At 67.2% G+C, this 16978-nt stretch carries 19 protein-coding genes, 1 tRNA gene and 1 pseudogene; 12 read left to right on the plus strand and 9 right to left on the minus strand.

Features of this window, described 5'->3' with window-relative positions:
• Positions 1-26 precede the first annotated feature (26 nt).
• A complete protein-coding gene (aat, locus tag RPR59_RS11795; protein WP_313914280.1) occupies positions 27-779 on the plus strand; it encodes a leucyl/phenylalanyl-tRNA--protein transferase in 753 nt (250 codons plus the stop codon).
• A gap of 35 nt (positions 780-814) precedes the next feature.
• Here the strand turns inward: aat and RPR59_RS11800 are convergent.
• The 5 genes and pseudogenes from RPR59_RS11800 to RPR59_RS11820 all read right to left on the minus strand — a co-directional run.
• Positions 815-1048, minus strand: a pseudogene (locus RPR59_RS11800) (DUF2155 domain-containing protein); the annotation flags it as partial.
• Between the two features lie 230 nt (positions 1049-1278).
• Positions 1279-1671: an NADH:ubiquinone oxidoreductase subunit NDUFA12 gene (locus RPR59_RS11805; protein WP_313914282.1), complete on the minus strand. Its 393-nt coding sequence runs from the start codon at positions 1669-1671 to the stop codon at positions 1279-1281.
• 232 nt (positions 1672-1903) lie between these two features.
• Positions 1904-2410 carry a DUF192 domain-containing protein gene (locus RPR59_RS11810; protein ID WP_313914283.1) on the minus strand — a complete coding sequence of 169 codons (507 nt, stop codon included), beginning with the start codon at positions 2408-2410 and terminating at the stop codon, positions 1904-1906.
• Positions 2411-2414: 4 nt separating this feature from the next.
• Positions 2415-2996, minus strand: a complete 582-nt coding sequence (locus RPR59_RS11815) for a cold-shock protein (RefSeq protein ID WP_313914285.1) — start codon at positions 2994-2996, stop codon at positions 2415-2417.
• Positions 2997-3071: 75 nt separating this feature from the next.
• Positions 3072-3602: a RecX family transcriptional regulator gene (locus tag RPR59_RS11820; RefSeq protein WP_313914288.1), complete on the minus strand. Its 531-nt coding sequence runs from the start codon at positions 3600-3602 to the stop codon at positions 3072-3074.
• Positions 3603-3711: 109 nt separating this feature from the next.
• Between RPR59_RS11820 and RPR59_RS11825 the strand changes: the two genes are divergently transcribed.
• A complete protein-coding gene (locus RPR59_RS11825) occupies positions 3712-5484 on the plus strand; it encodes a fatty acyl-AMP ligase (protein WP_313914289.1) in 1773 nt (590 codons plus the stop codon).
• Between the two features lie 114 nt (positions 5485-5598).
• On the plus strand, positions 5599-7953 hold the full coding sequence (locus RPR59_RS11830) for a putative bifunctional diguanylate cyclase/phosphodiesterase (RefSeq protein ID WP_313914291.1): 2355 nt from the start codon (positions 5599-5601) through the stop codon (positions 7951-7953).
• 7 nt (positions 7954-7960) lie between these two features.
• On the opposite strand, the gene RPR59_RS11835 is transcribed toward RPR59_RS11830, so the two are convergent.
• Genes RPR59_RS11835 through RPR59_RS11845 form a run of 3 tightly spaced genes read right to left on the minus strand, consistent with a single transcriptional unit; the run spans position 7961 to position 10517 of the window.
• Positions 7961-8953 (minus strand): DUF2891 domain-containing protein, encoded by a 993-nt coding sequence (locus RPR59_RS11835; protein WP_313914293.1) that lies wholly within the window; start codon positions 8951-8953, stop codon positions 7961-7963.
• On the minus strand, positions 8950-9861 hold the full coding sequence (locus RPR59_RS11840) for a DUF979 domain-containing protein (protein ID WP_313914295.1): 912 nt from the start codon (positions 9859-9861) through the stop codon (positions 8950-8952). Before RPR59_RS11840 ends, RPR59_RS11835 begins: the two co-directional genes overlap by 4 nt.
• Positions 9858-10517: a DUF969 domain-containing protein gene (locus tag RPR59_RS11845; RefSeq protein ID WP_313914297.1), complete on the minus strand. Its 660-nt coding sequence runs from the start codon at positions 10515-10517 to the stop codon at positions 9858-9860. Before RPR59_RS11845 ends, RPR59_RS11840 begins: the two co-directional genes overlap by 4 nt.
• Before the next feature lie 185 nt (positions 10518-10702).
• Between RPR59_RS11845 and RPR59_RS11850 the strand changes: the two genes are divergently transcribed.
• The 5 genes from RPR59_RS11850 to rplA all read left to right on the plus strand — a co-directional run bounded on the left by RPR59_RS11850 (position 10703) and on the right by rplA (position 13053).
• Positions 10703-10778: transfer RNA gene (locus tag RPR59_RS11850), tRNA-Trp, on the plus strand.
• A gap of 158 nt (positions 10779-10936) precedes the next feature.
• Positions 10937-11131: a preprotein translocase subunit SecE gene (gene secE, locus RPR59_RS11855; protein ID WP_313914299.1), complete on the plus strand. Its 195-nt coding sequence runs from the start codon at positions 10937-10939 to the stop codon at positions 11129-11131.
• A gap of 27 nt (positions 11132-11158) precedes the next feature.
• Positions 11159-11695: a transcription termination/antitermination protein NusG gene (gene nusG / locus RPR59_RS11860; RefSeq protein WP_313914301.1), complete on the plus strand. Its 537-nt coding sequence runs from the start codon at positions 11159-11161 to the stop codon at positions 11693-11695.
• Positions 11696-11924: 229 nt separating this feature from the next.
• Positions 11925-12356: a 50S ribosomal protein L11 gene (gene rplK / locus RPR59_RS11865; protein WP_313914303.1), complete on the plus strand. Its 432-nt coding sequence runs from the start codon at positions 11925-11927 to the stop codon at positions 12354-12356.
• Positions 12357-12360: 4 nt separating this feature from the next.
• The gene (rplA, locus tag RPR59_RS11870) at positions 12361-13053 is read left to right on the plus strand and encodes a 50S ribosomal protein L1 (protein ID WP_313914305.1); all 693 of its coding nucleotides are present in this window, start codon (positions 12361-12363) and stop codon (positions 13051-13053) included.
• An 82-nt stretch (positions 13054-13135) separates the two neighbouring features.
• Here the strand turns inward: rplA and RPR59_RS11875 are convergent, their stop codons facing one another.
• A complete protein-coding gene (locus RPR59_RS11875; protein WP_313914307.1) occupies positions 13136-13759 on the minus strand; it encodes a cation efflux transmembrane domain-containing protein in 624 nt (207 codons plus the stop codon).
• A 64-nt stretch (positions 13760-13823) separates the two neighbouring features.
• Here RPR59_RS11875 and RPR59_RS11880 point away from each other — a divergent pair, with 64 nt between their 5' ends.
• From RPR59_RS11880 to rplJ, 4 genes are all read left to right on the plus strand, one after another.
• Complete coding sequence (locus RPR59_RS11880; protein WP_313914310.1) at positions 13824-14225, plus strand: MerR family transcriptional regulator; 402 nt, start codon at positions 13824-13826, stop codon at positions 14223-14225.
• Between the two features lie 26 nt (positions 14226-14251).
• A complete protein-coding gene (locus RPR59_RS11885; protein ID WP_313918492.1) occupies positions 14252-14545 on the plus strand; it encodes a YnfA family protein in 294 nt (97 codons plus the stop codon).
• A gap of 132 nt (positions 14546-14677) precedes the next feature.
• A complete protein-coding gene (locus tag RPR59_RS11890) occupies positions 14678-15940 on the plus strand; it encodes a mechanosensitive ion channel family protein (protein WP_313914312.1) in 1263 nt (420 codons plus the stop codon).
• A gap of 470 nt (positions 15941-16410) precedes the next feature.
• A complete protein-coding gene (gene rplJ, locus RPR59_RS11895) occupies positions 16411-16926 on the plus strand; it encodes a 50S ribosomal protein L10 (RefSeq protein ID WP_313914314.1) in 516 nt (171 codons plus the stop codon).
• Positions 16927-16978 lie beyond the last annotated feature (52 nt).

Consider the following 16978-nt stretch of genomic DNA (forward strand, 5'->3'; position numbering starts at 1 on the left):
ATGCGGCGCACCGCCGGGCCGACGGCATGACAGGGCATCATCAGCGTCTCGATCCGGGCCTGGTCCTCAAGGCCTATGCCATGGGCGTCTTTCCCATGGCCGACCATCGCGACGCGCCCGGCGTCTATTGGGTGGAGCCAAAATTCCGCGGCATCATGCCGCTCGATCGCTTTCACCTGTCGCGTTCGCTGCGCAAGACGATCGCGTCCGACCGGTTCCGCGTGACCGCCGACCACGCTTTCGCCGACGTTATCGGCCTGTGTGCCCAGGCGGCCGAGGATCGGCCCGATACCTGGATCAACGGCGCGATCGAGGATGTCTTCCTGCGGCTCCACGCCGCCGGCCACGCCCATTCGATCGAATGCTGGCAGGATGACAGGCTCGTCGGCGGGCTCTACGGCCTTGCGCTGGGTCGCGCCTTTTTCGGGGAAAGCATGGTCAGTCGCGCCCGCGACGCTTCGAAAGTCGCAATGGCATGGCTGGTGGCGCGGCTCAAGGTCGGCGGGTTCACGCTGCTCGACTGCCAGTTCCAGACCGATCACCTCGCCTCGCTGGGCGCGGTCGAGGTGCCGCGCGACGATTATGTCGCGTTGCTCTCCGCCGCGCTGGGCGAGCCCGCGGCGTCGGGTTCGGCCGGTGCCGACGGCGTGGCCTCGGGCGCCGGCGATTTCGGCGCGCTCGATGCGCTGGGCGCCGCCACCGCGCCCGAATCGCCCGATACCGTCTCCGGCCCCGTTTCGGGAAAGGTCATCGCACAGCTCTTGGGCCACACATCGTAGATCGGGTGCTGGACCACGTTGAGCGCCGGCCGTTCCTTGTAGAGCCAGCCCGAGAAAACCCGCTTCCAGCTTTCGTCGGCCTGCCGCACGTCGAGCTGGACGAAGGCGCCGGTATAGGTTTCCGGCTCCCACGGCGCCGTTCGCTCGCACGCACGCAGGTGGATGATCACGTCGCCGATGCGCGTCGCCTGTCCCGGCTTCAGCTTCACGTCGCGCGATTCGCCGTTGCGCTTGTTGAGGAAACCCAGCACCGCGACGCGCTGCGCCATCGGCGTCGCGCCGCGATTGGGATCGGTGCGCTGCTCGGTGCGGATCGTCACCACCTCGCCGGCATCGGCGGCGCGGTCCAGCGCCGTGCGCCCTTCCGCGCCGCTGCCCGGGTCGGCCAGAATGGTCGAATCCGCCTCGCCGTCGCGATAGGCCTCGATCCCCTGCCACACGCCCACGCCGATCAGGGCGGCGGCGATCACCCCCCCGCCGGCGTAGAGCAGCCGTCGGTTCACGCGTCGGGGCTCCAGGCCTCGTAATCACCGGTCGCGCCGGCGCGGTGCCCGCCGACTTCCAGCGCGCCGGGCGGGCGATAGGCGAGCGCGGTGCCCGTAAGATTCGGAACCGGCGGCTTCTGCCAGGTGCGAACGGGCACCGGCGCGTCGTCCGGCGTCTGGTCGATATGGTGGTGCAGCCAACTGAACCAGTCAGGCGGCACCCGGCTTGCGTCGTTGGCGCCCTTATAGATCACCCAGCGGCGGGGATTGCCCGCCGTGTCCTTGCCGCCCTCGTAATAGACGTTGCCGAGCGCGTCCTCGCCCATGCGCCGCTTGCCGCGCAGACCGAGCCATGTGCCGAAGGTGGCGCCTTCCCACCAGGTGAAGATCGATTTCAGGATGCCCATGGCAAGCGCGATTACCGCGAGAGGCGGTCGCGGGCAATGGCCCTTGCCATCATTCGATCATGCAAAGCGCCCGGACGCGCGGTGCATCGCCCGAAACCGGCCCCCACAGGCGCGTGACAAGTGCAGGCGCTGCCGTCTGGAGCGCGTTTCCGCTCGGCAGCCGGTTCAAGCGGCGACCTTCCCGTCGCGCCCCCTTTCGCCGCAGCAGGGAAGGAAAACGCCCGCGCGCGCCTCAGCCGCGCTTTTGCCCCGGCCAGCGGACCGTGTCGCCTTCCTGGATGCCCAGTTCGCCCGCCCGGCCGCCGCGAATTTCCAGCACCGCGCCCACCGGCTCGCCCGACGCGATCGGGCTCTCGTCGAAGGGCACGGCATTGGCGGCGACACGGGCGATCGTGCCGTCGGGCCGGATGAAGATGATGTCGAGCGGGCTCGGCGTGTTCTTCATCCAGAAGCTCGCCTCTCGCGGCGCGCCGCCGCCGGCCGGATAGGGCCAGAACAGCATACCGAAATCGTCCGGCAGGTCGGTGCGGTACATCAACCCGCGCGCCTGCTCGGCGGCGCTCTTGGCGACTTCGGTGTGAAAGACGTGCGCCCCGGAAGCGCTCTCGATCGTGACGTCGACCTTTTCCGCCACCGCCTCCTCATCGTTGGTGGCGTATCCATTGCTGGTGCAGGCCGTCGCCGACAGGCCCAACCCGGCGGCCAGCATCGCGGCGGCCAACGCATGTACGAATTTCATGGGGTCAATCGGTCCTTTCGACGGCAACTGCGAGCGGTCCCTTATCGCCCTCGACGATGCGCGCCCGCAAGGCCTCGTCGGGCCGGACATCCTCGATTTCGCCGCGGCGCAGCGTTTCCATGTGGACGAAGATATCACGGCTTTCCTCCTCGTGGATCAGAAAACCGTATCCCTTCAGCCGGTTGAACCACTTCACCGTCACCGGTACGAACGGCCCGGCCGCGGCGATCAGTTCCAGCCGGTCGACCTGCTCGCTGGGGCGCCGCAGCGGCGTTTCCACCGCGCAGGACAGGTCGATCGAGAGTATCGAGCGGGCCTGGAAACCGCGCGGCCGCTGGACCGCCACGCATTCCACCCGCGCGCCTTCGGGCAGACTGCGCCGGCCATGTTCCTGCAGTACGGAAAAGTGCAGCAGAATGTCGCCGATCGCCGCATCGTCCGCGACGATGAACCCGAATCCGCGCGACACGTCGAACCATTTCACGGCCCCCGAAAGAACGAGTCCGTCGGCGCCGACGCCGTCGTTCAACGCATCGTCGGAGGCAGGATCGAAACTGTTCGCCGCAACTTGCGGGTTGGCACCCATAGTTCTTCTCCCCCTGCGCGTCGTTTAACACAGGATTGCACAATGCGGCAATGCGGCCGGGGGCTGGAAAACCTCCTACGCCTCGAACAGAAAGGTGATGTCGCCGCCCGGCGGCAGCGAGGCTATCGCGCGCGCAAGCTCGAAGGCGTGGCCGGCCCGGATCATCGCCGCGATATGCTTCTCCCGACCAGATCGATCCGGCGCCTCGGCCGCGAAGGGGCCGATGCGCCGCCGTCTGGCGAAGGTGACGGCGCTTTCCACCGCCCGCTCGGCAATGTCGGGGGCCAGCGCCTCGGCATCGTCGGCCTCGACCCCGGCCTGCCACAATGCGCTCGCCACCCGCCGCTCGCCCAGCCCGCGGCGCGCCATCGCCGCGGCCCGCGCCTCGGCGAAGGCGCGGTCGTCGACATAGCCGAGTTCGGCGAAGCGCTCGACGATCGCGGTCACTTGCGGCACACCGTCCTCGAAGCCGCGCTCGCGAATCTTGCGCTCCAGATATGCGGCCAGTTTCGCCCGTGTCGTGGCGTATCGCTCGACATATCTGAGCGCCAGGCGTTCCAGCATTTCCGCGGTCAGCGGCGGCGGCGGGCGGCGGGGTCGCGACATACGCCATGATTGTGCCACAGTGGCAACCGATTTTGAACGTTGGACCGGTGCAGGAGCTCATCGGATGGAAAACAAGGCTCTTTGGAAAGTCAGGGGCGCACGAACGACGATGAATGCTGTTGAATCGAAACGGGTAACGCCGGACTCCGGCACGACGGCGGCGCTTGCGCCGACGCCGACGGAGGACACGCTGCCGCGCCGCCTGGCCGATTTCGATACGATCGGCGAGGCGCTGGATTATGCCGCGACCGGCCGCCGCGGGCTGAACTTCCACGATCCGCGCGGCACGCTGGTGCGTGCCTATTCCTTTGCCGAGTTGCGTCGGGACGCGCTGGCCCAGGCCCGCCGCCTGATCGCCGCCGGCATCGGCCGCGAAGACCGTATCGCGCTGATCGCGGAAACGGGCGCCGAATTCGCCGCCCTGTTCTTCGGCACCATCTATGCCGGCGCCTGGCCGGTGCCGCTGCCGCTGCCGACTTCGTTCGGCGGACGCGAATCCTATATCGACCAGCTCCGCGTGCAGTTGCAGAGCTGCGACCCGAAATTCCTCCTGTTCCCGCCGGAACTGGAAGCGCTGGCCGGCGAGGCGGCGCGCCTGAACGGCGTCGATGCCGCCGACTGGACGAGCTTTTCGACACGCGAGGCGCCGGAAACGGAACTGCCGCAAGCCGCGCCGGAAGACATCGCCTATCTGCAATATTCCAGCGGCTCGACGCGCTTTCCCCACGGCGTCGCGATCACGCACCACGCGCTGCTCAACAACCTGTCGGCGCACAGCCACGGCATGGAACTGGTCGAAACCGACCGCTGCGTTTCCTGGCTGCCCTGGTATCACGACATGGGGCTGGTCGGCTGCTTCCTCTCGCCGATCGCCAACCAGGTCTCGACCGATTATCTGAAGACCGAGGATTTCGCCCGGCGACCACTCGCCTGGCTGGACATGATCAGCCGCAATTCCGGCACCACCCTGTCCTATTCGCCGACCTTCGGCTACGACATCTGCGCCCGGCGCATGTCGAGCCAGACCAAGGCATCCGACCGTTTCGACCTGTCGCGCTGGCGCGTGGCGGGCAATGGTGCGGACATGATCCGCCCCGACGTGATGCAGAGCTTCGTCGACGCCTTTGCCGATGCCGGGTTCCAGGCATCGGCCTTCCTGCCCAGCTACGGCCTGGCGGAGGCCACGCTCGCCGTCTCGATCATGCCGCCGGGCGAAGGCATCCGCGTCGAACTGGTCGAGGAAACGCAGCTTTCCGGCCAGTCGGGCTCAGGCGACCGGCCGCAGCGCTACCGCGCTATCGTCAATTGCGGCAAGCCCGTGAAGGACATGACCATCGAAATCCGCGACGAGGATGGCAATCCGCTTCGCGACGGCGATATCGGCAAGGTCTGGTGCAAGGGCCCGTCGCTGATGGTCGGCTATTTCCGCGACCCCGAGGCGACCGAGGCTTGCATGACCGACGGCTGGCTCGATACCGGCGACATGGGCTATATGTCGGACGGCTATGTCTTCATCGTCGGCCGCGCCAAGGACATGATCATCATCAACGGCCGCAACCACTGGCCGCAGGACATCGAATGGGCGGTGGAGCAGCTTCCCGGCTTCAAGGCCGGCGACATCGCCGCCTTCGCCATCACCACGCCGGGCGGGGACGAAACGCCGGCGGTGCTGGTCCAGTGCCGCACCTCCGACGACAGCGAGCGCACGCGCCTGCGCGACGACATCCGCGATCGGGTCCGCTCGATCACCGGCATGAACTGCGTCGTCGAACTCGTGCCGCCGCGCACCCTGCCGCGCACCAGCTCGGGCAAGCTCAGCCGGGCCAAGGCGCGAAACCTCTATCTTGCCGGCGAGATAAAGCCCTACGACATCGCCGCCTGATCGGGGGGACGCGGGATCGCCTTCCGCGTCCCGCCGCCGCGCGCCGCGAGATTTTTTCGCCCAAACCCTCCCGGCCTAACCATGCGCTAACCGTCGCTCGGCTAGGCTGGCCGGGTGACGCATCGAACGACCTCGCCATTCACCCGCACGCGAAGCGATTTCCGGGGCCTGATCGGACTCGGCGATTTTGCCGATTCGGCCGAGTGGGCGCCGATCCGCGCTGCGCAGCTCAGCGCCGCCGGGCGGCTGGCCTGGATCGTCTTCGTGGTGAATCTCGCAGGCGTGGCACTCGTGACGATGCTGTTCCGTCACGACCTTCCCGCCGCGATCCTGCTGCCCTGGGCGGGCCTGGCGATCGGCCTGTCGGCCGCGATCGCGATTCGCCGCATGGCCGGGCGCAACCACAGCCGCATCACCGCGACCGCGGCCCGCCTGCGCGAATCGGCGCTGGAGGGCCTTTTGCTCGCACTGTTCTGGGTCGTTCCGGCACTCGGCTTCGTGCCTCAGGTCGATCCGCTGACCGGTCAGACCTTCTGGCTCGTCCTCGCCGTCCAGATGATGACGGCGGCCTTCGCGCTCAGCGCGGTGCCGCTGGCCGCAATCGCGTTCATCGGCGTGACGGGCGCGGCGGCGGCCGCATCGCTGCTTCTGTCCGCGCAGGACGTGCTGGGCGGGACAATGGTGTTCGTGACCCTGCTGTCCCTGGTCGCGAGTCTGGAGCGCGGCCGCATGATGGTACGGCTCAGGGCGAGCGAGATCGCCCTGTCCGAACGCGACGAAACGGTCAGCCTGCTGCTCGGCGAATTCGAGGAGGCCGAAGCCGACTGGTTGTGGGAAATCGACGCGCAGCGCCGCGTCGTGCGCGCCGGCCCGCGCCTCGCCCGCACCTTCGGCCTCGATCCCGCCGCCATCAACGGCACGTCCTTTCTGGCGCTGCTCGCCGGGCCGACCTGGGAAAGCGGCAACGTCGCCGCGGGCCTGCGCGACCTGGCCGAAAAGCTGAAACGCCGCGACAGCTTCCGCGACCTGCTGCTGCCCGTTTATGCCCAGGGCCAGGAATTTTGGTGGGAAATCTCGGCCAGTCCGCGGTTCGACGAGAACGGCCAGTGCATCGGCTTTCGCGGCGTCGGCTCCGACGTCACGGAGGCCCGGCGCAGCGCCGACAAGATCAACCGCATGGCCCGCTACGACACGCTGACCGGCCTGCCCAACCGCCTGCTCATCAACGAAACGCTGGCGGCGGCGATCGCGGAATCGGAAAAATGGGGCGGCCGCGCCGGCTTCATGATGATCGACCTCGACCGGTTCAAGGCGGTCAACGACACGCTCGGCCATCCCGTCGGCGACCGCCTTCTCAGCCGCGTATCGGGCCGGTTGAAGCGCATCGTGGGCGACACCGGCATGGTCGGCCGGCTGGGCGGGGACGAATTCGCCGTCGTCCTGCCCGATGCGTGGGATTCCGCGCGGATCGACCAGCTCGCCAGAACGATCATCGATGCGCTGTCGCGCCCCTATGAGGTCGACCAGCACACGCTGTATATCGGCGCCAGTGTCGGCATCGCGATCGGCCCGCGCGACGGCCGGACGGCGGAAATGCTGATCCGCTCCGCCGACCTCGCCCTCTATCGGTCGAAGGACGCGGGCGGCGGCATCTTCCATGCTTATGAACCGCAGCTTCATGCCGCGGCGGAGGAACGGCGCGTGCTGGAGATCGCGCTGCGCAGCGCGCTCAAGAACGATCAGCTTCACCTGCTCTATCAGCCGGTGGTCGATGCCGGCACCGGCGCGCTGAAGGGGTTCGAGGCGCTGTTGCGCTGGACGCATCCCGAATTCGGCGTCATCTCGCCCGCGAAATTCGTGCCGCTGGCCGAGGATGCGCGCCTGATCGCACCGATCGGCGAATGGGTGCTGCGCACCGCCTGCAACGAAGCGGCGAAGTGGAAGGACGATATCCGCGTCGCAGTCAATGTTTCGCCCGAACAGTTGCACAGCCCGAACTTCGTCAACATGGTGGCGCAGACGCTGGCGCAGAGCGGCCTCAGCGCCGACCGGCTGGAGCTGGAAGTGACCGAGAGCGTCTTCCTGCGCGAAGGAACGGGCACGGTACAGGTGCTCGACCGGCTGATCGACCTCGGCGTTCGCCTCAGCCTCGACGATTTCGGCACCGGCTATTCCCCGCTCGGCAATCTGTCGCGCACGCGCTTTTCCACCATCAAGATCGACCGCGCCTTCGTCCAGGACGCAGCGCGCAACGTGCGCGAAGCGGTGGCGATCGTCCGCGCGGTCGTGGCGCTGGCCGACAGTCTGGGCATGGCCACCACGGCGGAAGGCGTGGAGTCGGAAGAAGAGCATCTGATGATCCAGCGGCTCGGCTGTACCAGGGCGCAGGGCTACTTCTTCGGCCGCCCGCTCCCGGTGGAGGAAGCACGCGGCCTCGCCACCGGCGACCGCGCCAGCCGCGCGGCCTGATCGCGGCTCAGGCGGTCAGCGCCAGCAGCGCGAAGCTCGCCAGCCAGTGTGTGCCCATATAGTCGTCGGCGATGTGCGGCAGGCTGGCGACCAGGTGCCGCCCGGCGCTGTCCTGCGCCAGCGGCCCGACCGGATGCCCCTCCCCCAGCGCCCGCGCCAGCGACCGCCAGCACCAGGCGCGGCTGAGGTTCAGGCCGTCGAGATGCGCGATCTTGCCGTCGCTGCGATCCGACACCGTGACGGGCGTGAACAGCGTGTCCGGCTGCCCCTGCGCCGCTGCCGGCAGAAAGGCGTCGAACCAGGCCGGAAACGCAGAGCCCGCCAGCACGCGGCTCATCAACAGCGCCTCGATCAGCGCCGGCGACAGGAACTCATCGCCGCCCGGTTCCCACGCCTGACAATCGCGGTCCGCCCCGAACCATGCGCCCGCCCGCTCGTCGATCGCGTGCATGAGCGGGAGGTCGCGCGCCTCGGCCCAGTCGCGTGCCAGCACGAGGGCGAAGGCGATGTTGAAATGCGTGCCGACCCGGATCGGATAGGTAAGGCGCGGCAGGAAGTCGCGGAACCTGCGTGCGAACCGCGCGGCGAGCGGCGCCAGCGCCTCGGCCCAGGGCGCATCGTGGCGCTCCGCCTCGCCGTGCAGCGCCAGCAGCCAGGCCCAGCCATAAGGCCGCTCGAACCCGGCGCTCTCCGGCCGGTCGAGATAGGCGGCCTCGCCCGCGATCCTTTCGGGCGTCAGCATGGCATCGGCCCGCGCCCGGATCGCAGCCGCCTCCGTCATGTCGGGAAAGGCGCGTGCCAGCCGCAGCAACTGCCACCAGCCATGCACGCAGCTATGCCAGTCGAAGCTGCCGTAAAAGACCGGGTGCAGGTCGGACGGCGCGCGGACATCGTCCGGCCCCGCCATCACGTGATCCAGCTTGTTGGGAAATTCGCGCCCGACATGGTCGAGCGTCAGGGCGGCGAAGCGCCGGGCGGTTTCCTCGGTCAGTCGGTTCATCGCAATACCAGGTACAGGAACACGATGTTGAACGCGAGCAGCGGCAGCGCTGTCGCCGCCTGCGCCTTGATCACGCCGCCGCGATCCTTCAGGTCGAGCAGCGCCGCCGGCACCAGGTTGAAATTGGCCGCCATCGGCGTCAGCAGCGTGCCGCAAAAGCCCGCCAGCATCCCGACCGCCGCGACCGGCGCCGGATCGCCGCCGAAGCCATTGACCAGCAGCGGAATGCCGATCGCGGTCGCCATTACCGGAAAGGCGGCGAAGGCATTGCCCATGATGATCGTGAACGCCGCCATGCCCAGGCCGTAGACGATCACCGCGCCCGCCAGGCTGCCCGACGGGATCACTTGCGTCACCAGATCGCCAACGACGTCGCCCATGCCCGAAAGCGCGAACACCGCCCCCAGGCTCGCCAGCATCTGCGGCAGGATCGCCGCCCAGCTCACATCGTCCATCAGCCGCCGCCCGTCGTGAAACGGCATCGCGGTCCCCGGCCGCAGCCAGGCATAGCAGACCGCCAGCGCCAGCAACACGCCCGCCGTCAGCGCGACGAGTGTCGTCTCTCTGGGGTCGAACCATGCCGGCAATTGCTTGAAGACGAGCGTGCCGACCAGTGCCGCCACCGGGATCAGCAGCGCCGGCAGGAACAGCCTGGATCCGCGCGGTCGCACTGCGCCCTCGCGCGCCTCGCCGCCGCGCATCCGGCCGCTTGCCGCCAGCGCGACCAGCGCCAGCACCAGGACGCCGTTGCCGACATCGCCCAGCAGATCGCCGGCCAGAAAGCTGGTCGCGATCAGCAAGTAGAAGGCGGCATTGGCCCATTTGCGCGGCCGAACCGCCAGCGCCGACAGCGCGAAGGCGGCAAAGGCCAGTCCGGCGACGGTATAGACGAAGTTGAGGCCGATCATGCGCGCTTGCGCTTCAACGAGCGGTCGAGCAGCAGCAGCCGCGTCCCGTGAACGATGGCGGCGGCGATCGCGGTCGGGATCGCCCATAACGACAGGTGAAACGGCTCGATGTCGATGCCGTAATTCTCCAGCACGCCTTTCATCAGCAGGATCGATCCGATGGCGATGAAGATGTCCTCGCCGAAGAACAGCCCGACATTGTCGGTCGCCGCCGCCATTGCCTTCACCCGTTCGGATTCGCCGTCGCCGCCGGTCTGAAGCTCGGCCGCCGCCTGGGCCATCGGCGCGATCAGCGGGCGCACCGTCTGCGCCGGGCCGGCGATCGAGTTCAGGCCCACCGCCGCGGTCAGTTGGCGGAACAGCATGTACCCGATCAGCAGCCGCCCCGTTGTCGCCCGTTTCAGCCTGGCGATCAGTTCGCGCGCGCGGCGCTGCAGGCCATAGCGTTCCAGCAGGCCGATCACCGGCAGGACGATGTAGATGACGGTGACGTAGCGGCTGTCGTTGAACGCCCTGCCGAAGGCGGCGAGCACCGCCACCGGGTCCAGCCCCGCCGCCAGCCCGGTGACCAGCGCCGATACGGCCACCACCAGCAACGGATTGAACCGTAACAGGAACCCCAGCGCGATCACCGCGATGCCGGCCAGCACCAGCATCAGCGTGCGCCCCCTTGTCGACCGCTGCCGATATACCCCATGCCTGCTCCTGCCGCCGCCCGCATGGCGCCAGGTGATGACGCATTGCGGCGGAGCCGGCAAGCCGCGTGCGCGCCGTCGTGGCGATGCCTCGCATCCGGCCTTGCCCGCCGCCGCCGATGCCGCTACACGCTCGCGACCTGCACAGGAGTGTAGCTCAGTTGGTAGAGCATCGGTCTCCAAAACCGAGGGCCGGGGGTTCGAGTCCCTCCACTCCTGCCACTTGCCGCGGATCGCGGCTTGCACCGCGCTTCCAAAATCGCTAGATGCCCTTCCCAATCCGACAGCGTGGATGGGTCGCGCCGGTTTCTTGATGAAGAGCCGGGCGGCGGCCCTATGTCCCGCGGCCGGTGATGTTTGAAAGCAAGCGAGTGCGACAAGTGGCGAAGACTTCCCCCGTCGAATTCATGCGTCAGGTCCGTGCGGAGACCGCGAAGGTCGTCTGGCCGACGCGGCGCGAAACGATCATGACCGCGATCATGGTGATGGTGATGACGACGGCGCTGGGGCTGTTCTTCCTCGGCGTGGATTCGATCTTCGACGCGGTCGTCAAGGCGCTGCTGTCGCTGGCCTGACAACACGAGAATAAAGCGAAAAGACTTATGGCGCGCTGGTACATCATTCACGCCTATTCGGGCTTCGAGAACAAGGTTCGCGACGCGATCATGGCGGAGGCGACGCGCCTCGGCCTCGAAGCCGGCGTCGAATCGGTCGAGGTGCCGACGGAAACGGTGACCGAGGTCCGCCGCGGCAAGAAGGTCCAGGCGGAGCGCAAGTTCTTCCCCGGCTATGTGCTGGCGAAGCTCAACATGAACGACGACGTCTATCACCTGGTGAAGAACACGCCCAAGGTGACGGGATTCCTGGGGTCGTCGGGCAAGCCGCAGCCGATCACCGAGGCGGAGGCCGCGCGCATCCTCAACACCAAGGAGGAAGCAGCCGCCGCGCCGAAGCAGCAGATCAAGATCGACTATGAAATCGGCGATTCGGTCAAGGTGCTCGAAGGGCCCTTCGCCAGCTTCAACGGCCTGGTCGAGGAACTCGATTTCGACAAGTCGAAGGTCAAGGTCTCCGTCTCGATCTTCGGCCGCGCGACGCCGGTCGAACTGGATTTCGAGCAGGTGGAGCGGTCGAAATGATCCTTCCCTCTCCCGACGGGAGAGGGAAAGAGCCGACGCAGTCGGCGAAAGGGTGAGGGCGACCACCCTCACCAAGTGCGGCTAGGCAGCAAGCTGCCAAGCCTTGCTATCCTCTCCCGCCGGGAGAGGAATTGTTGCGGGAGGTCCTTTCAGGGCCGGCAGGACCGCTAAACTTGAACCGGCCGCGGTGGGCACGTCCCTCCCCGGCCCGACTATAGAGTGAGAAACGATGGCCAAGAAAATTACCGGCTATATCAAGCTGCAGGTGCCGGCCGGCACCGCCAATCCCTCGCCGCCGATCGGCCCTGCTCTGGGCCAGCGCGGCGTGAACATCATGGAATTCTGCAAGGCGTTCAACGCCGCGACCGGCGACCTGGAAAAGGGCGCGCCGATCCCGACCGTGATCACCGTCTATGCGGACCGTTCCTTCTCCTTCACGACGAAGACGCCGCCGGCGACCTTCCTCATCAAGAAGGCGGCGAACATCAAGTCGGGTGCCAAGGAACCGGGCAAGAACACGATCGGCAAGATCAAGCGCTCCGCGCTGCAGCAGATTGCCGAGACGAAGATGAAGGACCTGAACGCCAACGACATGGATGCGGCGACCCGCATCATCGAAGGCAGCGCAAAGGCCATGGGCCTCGAAGTGGTGGAGGGCTGATCCGATGGCAAAGCTGACCAAGAAGCAGAAGGCCTGGGACGTCGACGGCGAAAAGCTGCACCAGGTGGACGAGGCGATCGCGCTGGTGAAGAAGAACGCCACCGCCAAGTTCGACGAAACGATCGAGGTTGCGCTCAACCTGGGCGTCGATCCGCGCCACGCCGACCAGATGGTCCGCGGCGTCGTGCAACTGCCCAAGGGCACCGGCAAGACCGTGCGCGTCGGCGTCTTCGCCAAGGGCGCGAAGGCGGAAGAGGCGAAGGAAGCCGGAGCCGATATCGTCGGCGCCGAGGACCTGATGGAGCAGATCCAGGGCGGCACGATCGATTTCGACCGCTGCATCGCCACGCCGGACATGATGGGCGTCGTCGGTCGCCTCGGCAAGGTGCTGGGTCCCAAGGGCCTGATGCCGAACCCGAAGCTCGGCACGGTGACCATGGATGTGGCCGAAGCCGTGAAGGCGGCCAAGGGCGGTCAGGTCGAATATCGCGTCGAAAAGGCCGGCATCATCCATTCCGGCATCGGCAAGGCGAGTTTCTCCGACGCCGACCTGCGTGAGAATTTCAACGCACTCGTCGACGCCGTCGTCAAGGCCAAGCCGACCGGCGCGAAGGGCAAGTATGTCAAGAAGATCGCGCTCAGTTCCTCCATGGGGCCGGGCGTGAAGGTCGACACCACCGAGGTGGCGGCCGCCTGACGGGTCCGTCTCGCGGGACGAAATGAACGAAGGGCCGGGCATCACCCGGCCCTTTTTCATGTCCGCGCCGGACGCACAGCCTTTACGCCGCCTTCCAGGCCGCCGCCGCCCCGGTCAGGACGCGCCAGCCGGATCGCAGGAAGATCACCGCGATCGCGGCGCCGACCAGAATGTCGGGCCAGACCGATTCCGTCGCCGCGACGAACCCGGCAGCGATCAGCACCCCGACGTTCGACACCACGTCGTTGCGCGAACATTCGAACGAACTCGACATGTTCACCTCGCCGCGCCGGAACCGCCACAACAGCGCAAGGCAGATCAGGTTGGCGGCGAGCGCGACGCCGCCGAAACCGAGCATCAGCGTCGAAGAGGGCGCGATCCCGTTCCGCATCTTGTCGACGATCTCGATCGTCACCGCGGCGCCGAATACGAGGATGATCGCGCCCTTCGCCAACGCCGCGCCCGCATGCCAGCGCGCCCCGCGGTCGAGCGCGTAGAGGCTCAGCGCATAAACGACGGCATCGCCGAACATGTCGACCGAATCGGCCATCAGCGAACTCGACCGCGCCAGCAGGCCGCCGCCGAATTCGGCGGCGAACATCATGGTATTGATGATCATGACGATCACCAGCACGCGGCGCTGTTCCGCCACCCGGCCCAGTTCGGCGATCGCCTCGCCTTTTCCGGAACAACAATCGTCGGCCACGGTGCGCCCTTTCCTTCGCGTTCGGGCTCGCCATGTGCACCCTGAAGCCGCTACAGGGTCAAGAATGAAGATTGGCGATCTCGCGCGCGCCACCGGCACCAGGGTGGAAACCATCCGCTATTACGAGGCGGAAGGATTGCTGCCGCCGCCGGCCCGCAACGCGGCCAACTACCGCATCTACGAGCAGGAGCATCTCGACAGGCTGTCGTTCGTCCGGCGCTCGCGCGCGCTCGGCTTCTCGCTGGATCAGGTCCGCACCCTGTTGCGGCTGGCCGACGATCCGCGCGCGTCCTGTGCCGAAGTCGACGCCATCACCGCACGCCATATCGCCGAGATCGACCGCAAGCTCGCCGACCTCCGGGCGTTGCGCGGCGAGCTGGCCCGGCGGCTCGAACATTGCGACGGGCCGACCATCGCCGATTGCCAAATCCTGCGGGCGCTCTCGCCGGACGGCGCGGAGGCGTGACCTTCGCCGTCTATGCGGCCGCCGCCATGGCCGAAATCGCCGGCTGCTTCGCCTTCTGGGCATGGCTTCGGCTCGGCCGGTCGGTCTGGTGGCTGGTGCCGGGCTGCGTCTCGCTCGTCGCCTTCGCCTGGCTCCTCACGCTGGTCGACGTGGCCGCGGCCGGCCGGGCCTATGCGGCCTATGGCGGCATCTACATCGTGGCGGCGCTTTTGTGGCTATGGGGTGCCGAAGGCGTTCGCCCCGACCGCTGGGACATCGGCGGCGTGGCCCTGTGCCTCGTCGGCGCCGGCTTCATCCTGTTCGCACCGCACGGCCGATAGCGGAACGGCAAGCGTCCGGCCTTTGCGCCGCTGCGGTTGCGGCACCGGTCAGGATCGCTATGTCTCGCGCGGTCGGCGGTGGCAACGGCCGACCGCACGCTCCATTCCGCCGATCCGTAACCAGGAACGTCCATGGATTTCACCTTTGCGCCACCGGGCTGGAACAGCCTGGTCGAAACGCTAATCGGCCTCGGCATCGTCGCCGCCATCGCCCTCGTCGCGACGCTGCTCGTCAAGCAGGTATTGCTGCGGATCGTCTGGCGCCTGCTGGCGCGGATGGAATGGGACGACGACCTGCCGCACCTGCCGGTGATGGTGCGCCGCCTGGCCAATATCGTACCGGCGACGGTCGTGTCGCGCGGCGTCCTGCTGGTGCCGCATCTTCCGTCCGCGCTCACGACCGTCATCGGCAATGTCTGCTCGGCATTCGTCATTCTGTCGCTCGCGCTGGCGCTCGGCGCGGCGCTCAGCGTCGGCAACGAATTCTATCAGCGCCGGCCCGATGCGGGCAGCCGGCCGATCAAGGGCTATATCCAGGTCCTGAAGATCATCATCTACGGCGGCGCCGTCATCCTGATGGCGGCCGCACTCATGGAGCGGTCGCCATTCCTGTTCCTGTCCGGGCTGGGAGCGATGGCCGCCGTCCTGATGCTGGTGTTCAAGGACACGATCCTGTCGCTCGTCGCCTCCGTCCAGCTCACCTCCAACGACATGATCCGCGTCGGCGACTGGATCTCCATGCCGCAACTGAACGCCGACGGCACGGTGATCGACGTCGCGCTGCATACGGTGAAGGTGCAGAATTTCGATCACACCATCGTCACCATCCCGACCTACAAGCTGATTTCCGATTCCTTCCAGAATTGGCGCGGGATGGAAGACAGCGGCGGCCGGCGTATCCGCCGCGCGCTGCATCTCGACCAGAACAGCGTGCGCTATCTGACGGACGAGGAGATCGCGCATCTCGAGCAATACAGCCTGCTGCGCCCCTATTTGGCGGCCAAGCGTCAGGACCTGGCGAAGTGGAATGACGGCCGCGCGACGAACGAACAGCGCCGCCTCACCAATATCGGCACGCTGCGCGCCTATATCGTCGCCTATCTGCGCGAACATCCCGACGTGCGCCAGCACATGCCGCTGCTCGTCCGTCACCTCCAGCCCACGGCGGAGGGTATCCCGCTGGAGGTCTATTGCTTCATTCAGCAGACCAGCTTCGTCGACTTCGAGCCGGTACAGGCCGACATTTTCGACCATCTGATCGCGATGATCCCGGAATTCGAGCTGCGCCTGTTCCAGCATCCCACCGGCGCCGATTTCTCCTGGGCCGCGCTTGCGACCCGCACCGACGACCTGCCGCTCCCCGTAGGCCTGCGCCGCGCGGGCGGCAGGGGCTGATCGGGCCGAACCGCTTTCCTACACCCCGGCGAATCTGCCATACGTTTCGGGCGCTGTTTCTCACTCTGGGGACGGAAAGCAACAAACGAACGCGCCAGCGCAAGTTTGCGGAAGCATTGCCGGGAATAGTGCGAACGTAAGGCTGCATGCCACCCGGCATTGACATTCGCCCGATTCGCGCTAAACGCCGCGTTTCGTCGGACATGGCTCGCCATGGCCGGCATCCGTCCGAGACAGCGGGTGCCCCGGATATGATCCGGGGCTTAATCTCCCGCCAAGACGGGGAAGAGATTTACCGGTCGGCCGCTCCTGCGGGTCACCGGGTCCAGCCAGGGACGAACTCTGGCCGCGACGATTTTTGCCCCTCGGACAATTGGACGCTGCGCTTCGGCTTTCGCCGCCGCGCGGCATTGTGAACCGGATGCGGTGTGCCCCCGCGGCGCTCCCGCATCCATGTTGAGGAGACCGGCATGGATCGTTCCCAGAAGACCGAAGCCGTTGCCGAGCTGAACCGCACCTTCTCCGAAGTCGGCGTCGTCGTCGTCGCCCGTAATCACGGGCTGACGGTCGCGGAGGCCGACGAGCTTCGGAACAGGATGCGCGAAGCCGGTGCACGCTACAAGGTCGCGAAGAACCGCCTTGCCAAGCTCGCGCTCGAAGGCACCGATTACGCATCCCTCGCGGATCTGCTCGTCGGCCCCACGGCGCTCGCCACATCGGAAGACCCGGTTGCCGCCGCCAAGGTGGTGGTCAACTTCGCCAAGGACCACGACAAGCTCGAAGTGGTCGGCGGCGCGATGGGCAGCACCGCCCTCGACGCGGACGGCGTCAAGTCGCTCGCGGCGCTTCCGTCGCTCGACGAGCTGCGTGCCAAGATCGTGGGCCTGGTACAGGCGCCCGCGACCAAGGTCGCGACCGTCACCCAGGCGCCGGCGGCACAGCTTGCCCGCGTGTTCGGCGCTTATGGCGCCAAGGACGCGGCATAAGCGGCACTTTCGCGATTACCATCTGATTTGATTTCAACCCGATTACCCTGGA

Origin of the sequence: Stakelama saccharophila, assembly GCF_032229225.1 — a bacterium.
Taxonomy (GTDB): Bacteria; Pseudomonadota; Alphaproteobacteria; order Sphingomonadales; family Sphingomonadaceae; genus Sphingomonas; species Sphingomonas saccharophila.

What these genes read in the sequence shown, in the direction of transcription:
- aat (WP_313914280.1), top strand. Translation starts at nt 27, where the DNA reads ATGACAGGGCATCATCAGCGTCTCGATCCGGGCCTGGTCCTCAAGGCC.
- RPR59_RS11805 (WP_313914282.1), bottom strand. Translation starts at nt 1,671, where the DNA reads ATGGGCATCCTGAAATCGATCTTCACCTGGTGGGAAGGCGCCACCTTC.
- RPR59_RS11810 (WP_313914283.1), bottom strand. Translation starts at nt 2,410, where the DNA reads ATGAAATTCGTACATGCGTTGGCCGCCGCGATGCTGGCCGCCGGGTTG.
- RPR59_RS11815 (WP_313914285.1), bottom strand. Translation starts at nt 2,996, where the DNA reads ATGGGTGCCAACCCGCAAGTTGCGGCGAACAGTTTCGATCCTGCCTCC.
- RPR59_RS11820 (WP_313914288.1), bottom strand. Translation starts at nt 3,602, where the DNA reads ATGTCGCGACCCCGCCGCCCGCCGCCGCCGCTGACCGCGGAAATGCTG.
- RPR59_RS11825 (WP_313914289.1), top strand. Translation starts at nt 3,712, where the DNA reads ATGAATGCTGTTGAATCGAAACGGGTAACGCCGGACTCCGGCACGACG.
- RPR59_RS11835 (WP_313914293.1), bottom strand. Translation starts at nt 8,953, where the DNA reads ATGAACCGACTGACCGAGGAAACCGCCCGGCGCTTCGCCGCCCTGACG.
- RPR59_RS11840 (WP_313914295.1), bottom strand. Translation starts at nt 9,861, where the DNA reads ATGATCGGCCTCAACTTCGTCTATACCGTCGCCGGACTGGCCTTTGCC.
- RPR59_RS11845 (WP_313914297.1), bottom strand. Translation starts at nt 10,517, where the DNA reads ATGCTGGTGCTGGCCGGCATCGCGGTGATCGCGCTGGGGTTCCTGTTA.
- nusG (WP_313914301.1), top strand. Translation starts at nt 11,159, where the DNA reads ATGGCGCGCTGGTACATCATTCACGCCTATTCGGGCTTCGAGAACAAG.
- rplK (WP_313914303.1), top strand. Translation starts at nt 11,925, where the DNA reads ATGGCCAAGAAAATTACCGGCTATATCAAGCTGCAGGTGCCGGCCGGC.
- rplA (WP_313914305.1), top strand. Translation starts at nt 12,361, where the DNA reads ATGGCAAAGCTGACCAAGAAGCAGAAGGCCTGGGACGTCGACGGCGAA.
- RPR59_RS11880 (WP_313914310.1), top strand. Translation starts at nt 13,824, where the DNA reads ATGAAGATTGGCGATCTCGCGCGCGCCACCGGCACCAGGGTGGAAACC.
- RPR59_RS11885 (WP_313918492.1), top strand. Translation starts at nt 14,252, where the DNA reads ATGGCCGAAATCGCCGGCTGCTTCGCCTTCTGGGCATGGCTTCGGCTC.
- RPR59_RS11890 (WP_313914312.1), top strand. Translation starts at nt 14,678, where the DNA reads ATGGATTTCACCTTTGCGCCACCGGGCTGGAACAGCCTGGTCGAAACG.
- rplJ (WP_313914314.1), top strand. Translation starts at nt 16,411, where the DNA reads ATGGATCGTTCCCAGAAGACCGAAGCCGTTGCCGAGCTGAACCGCACC.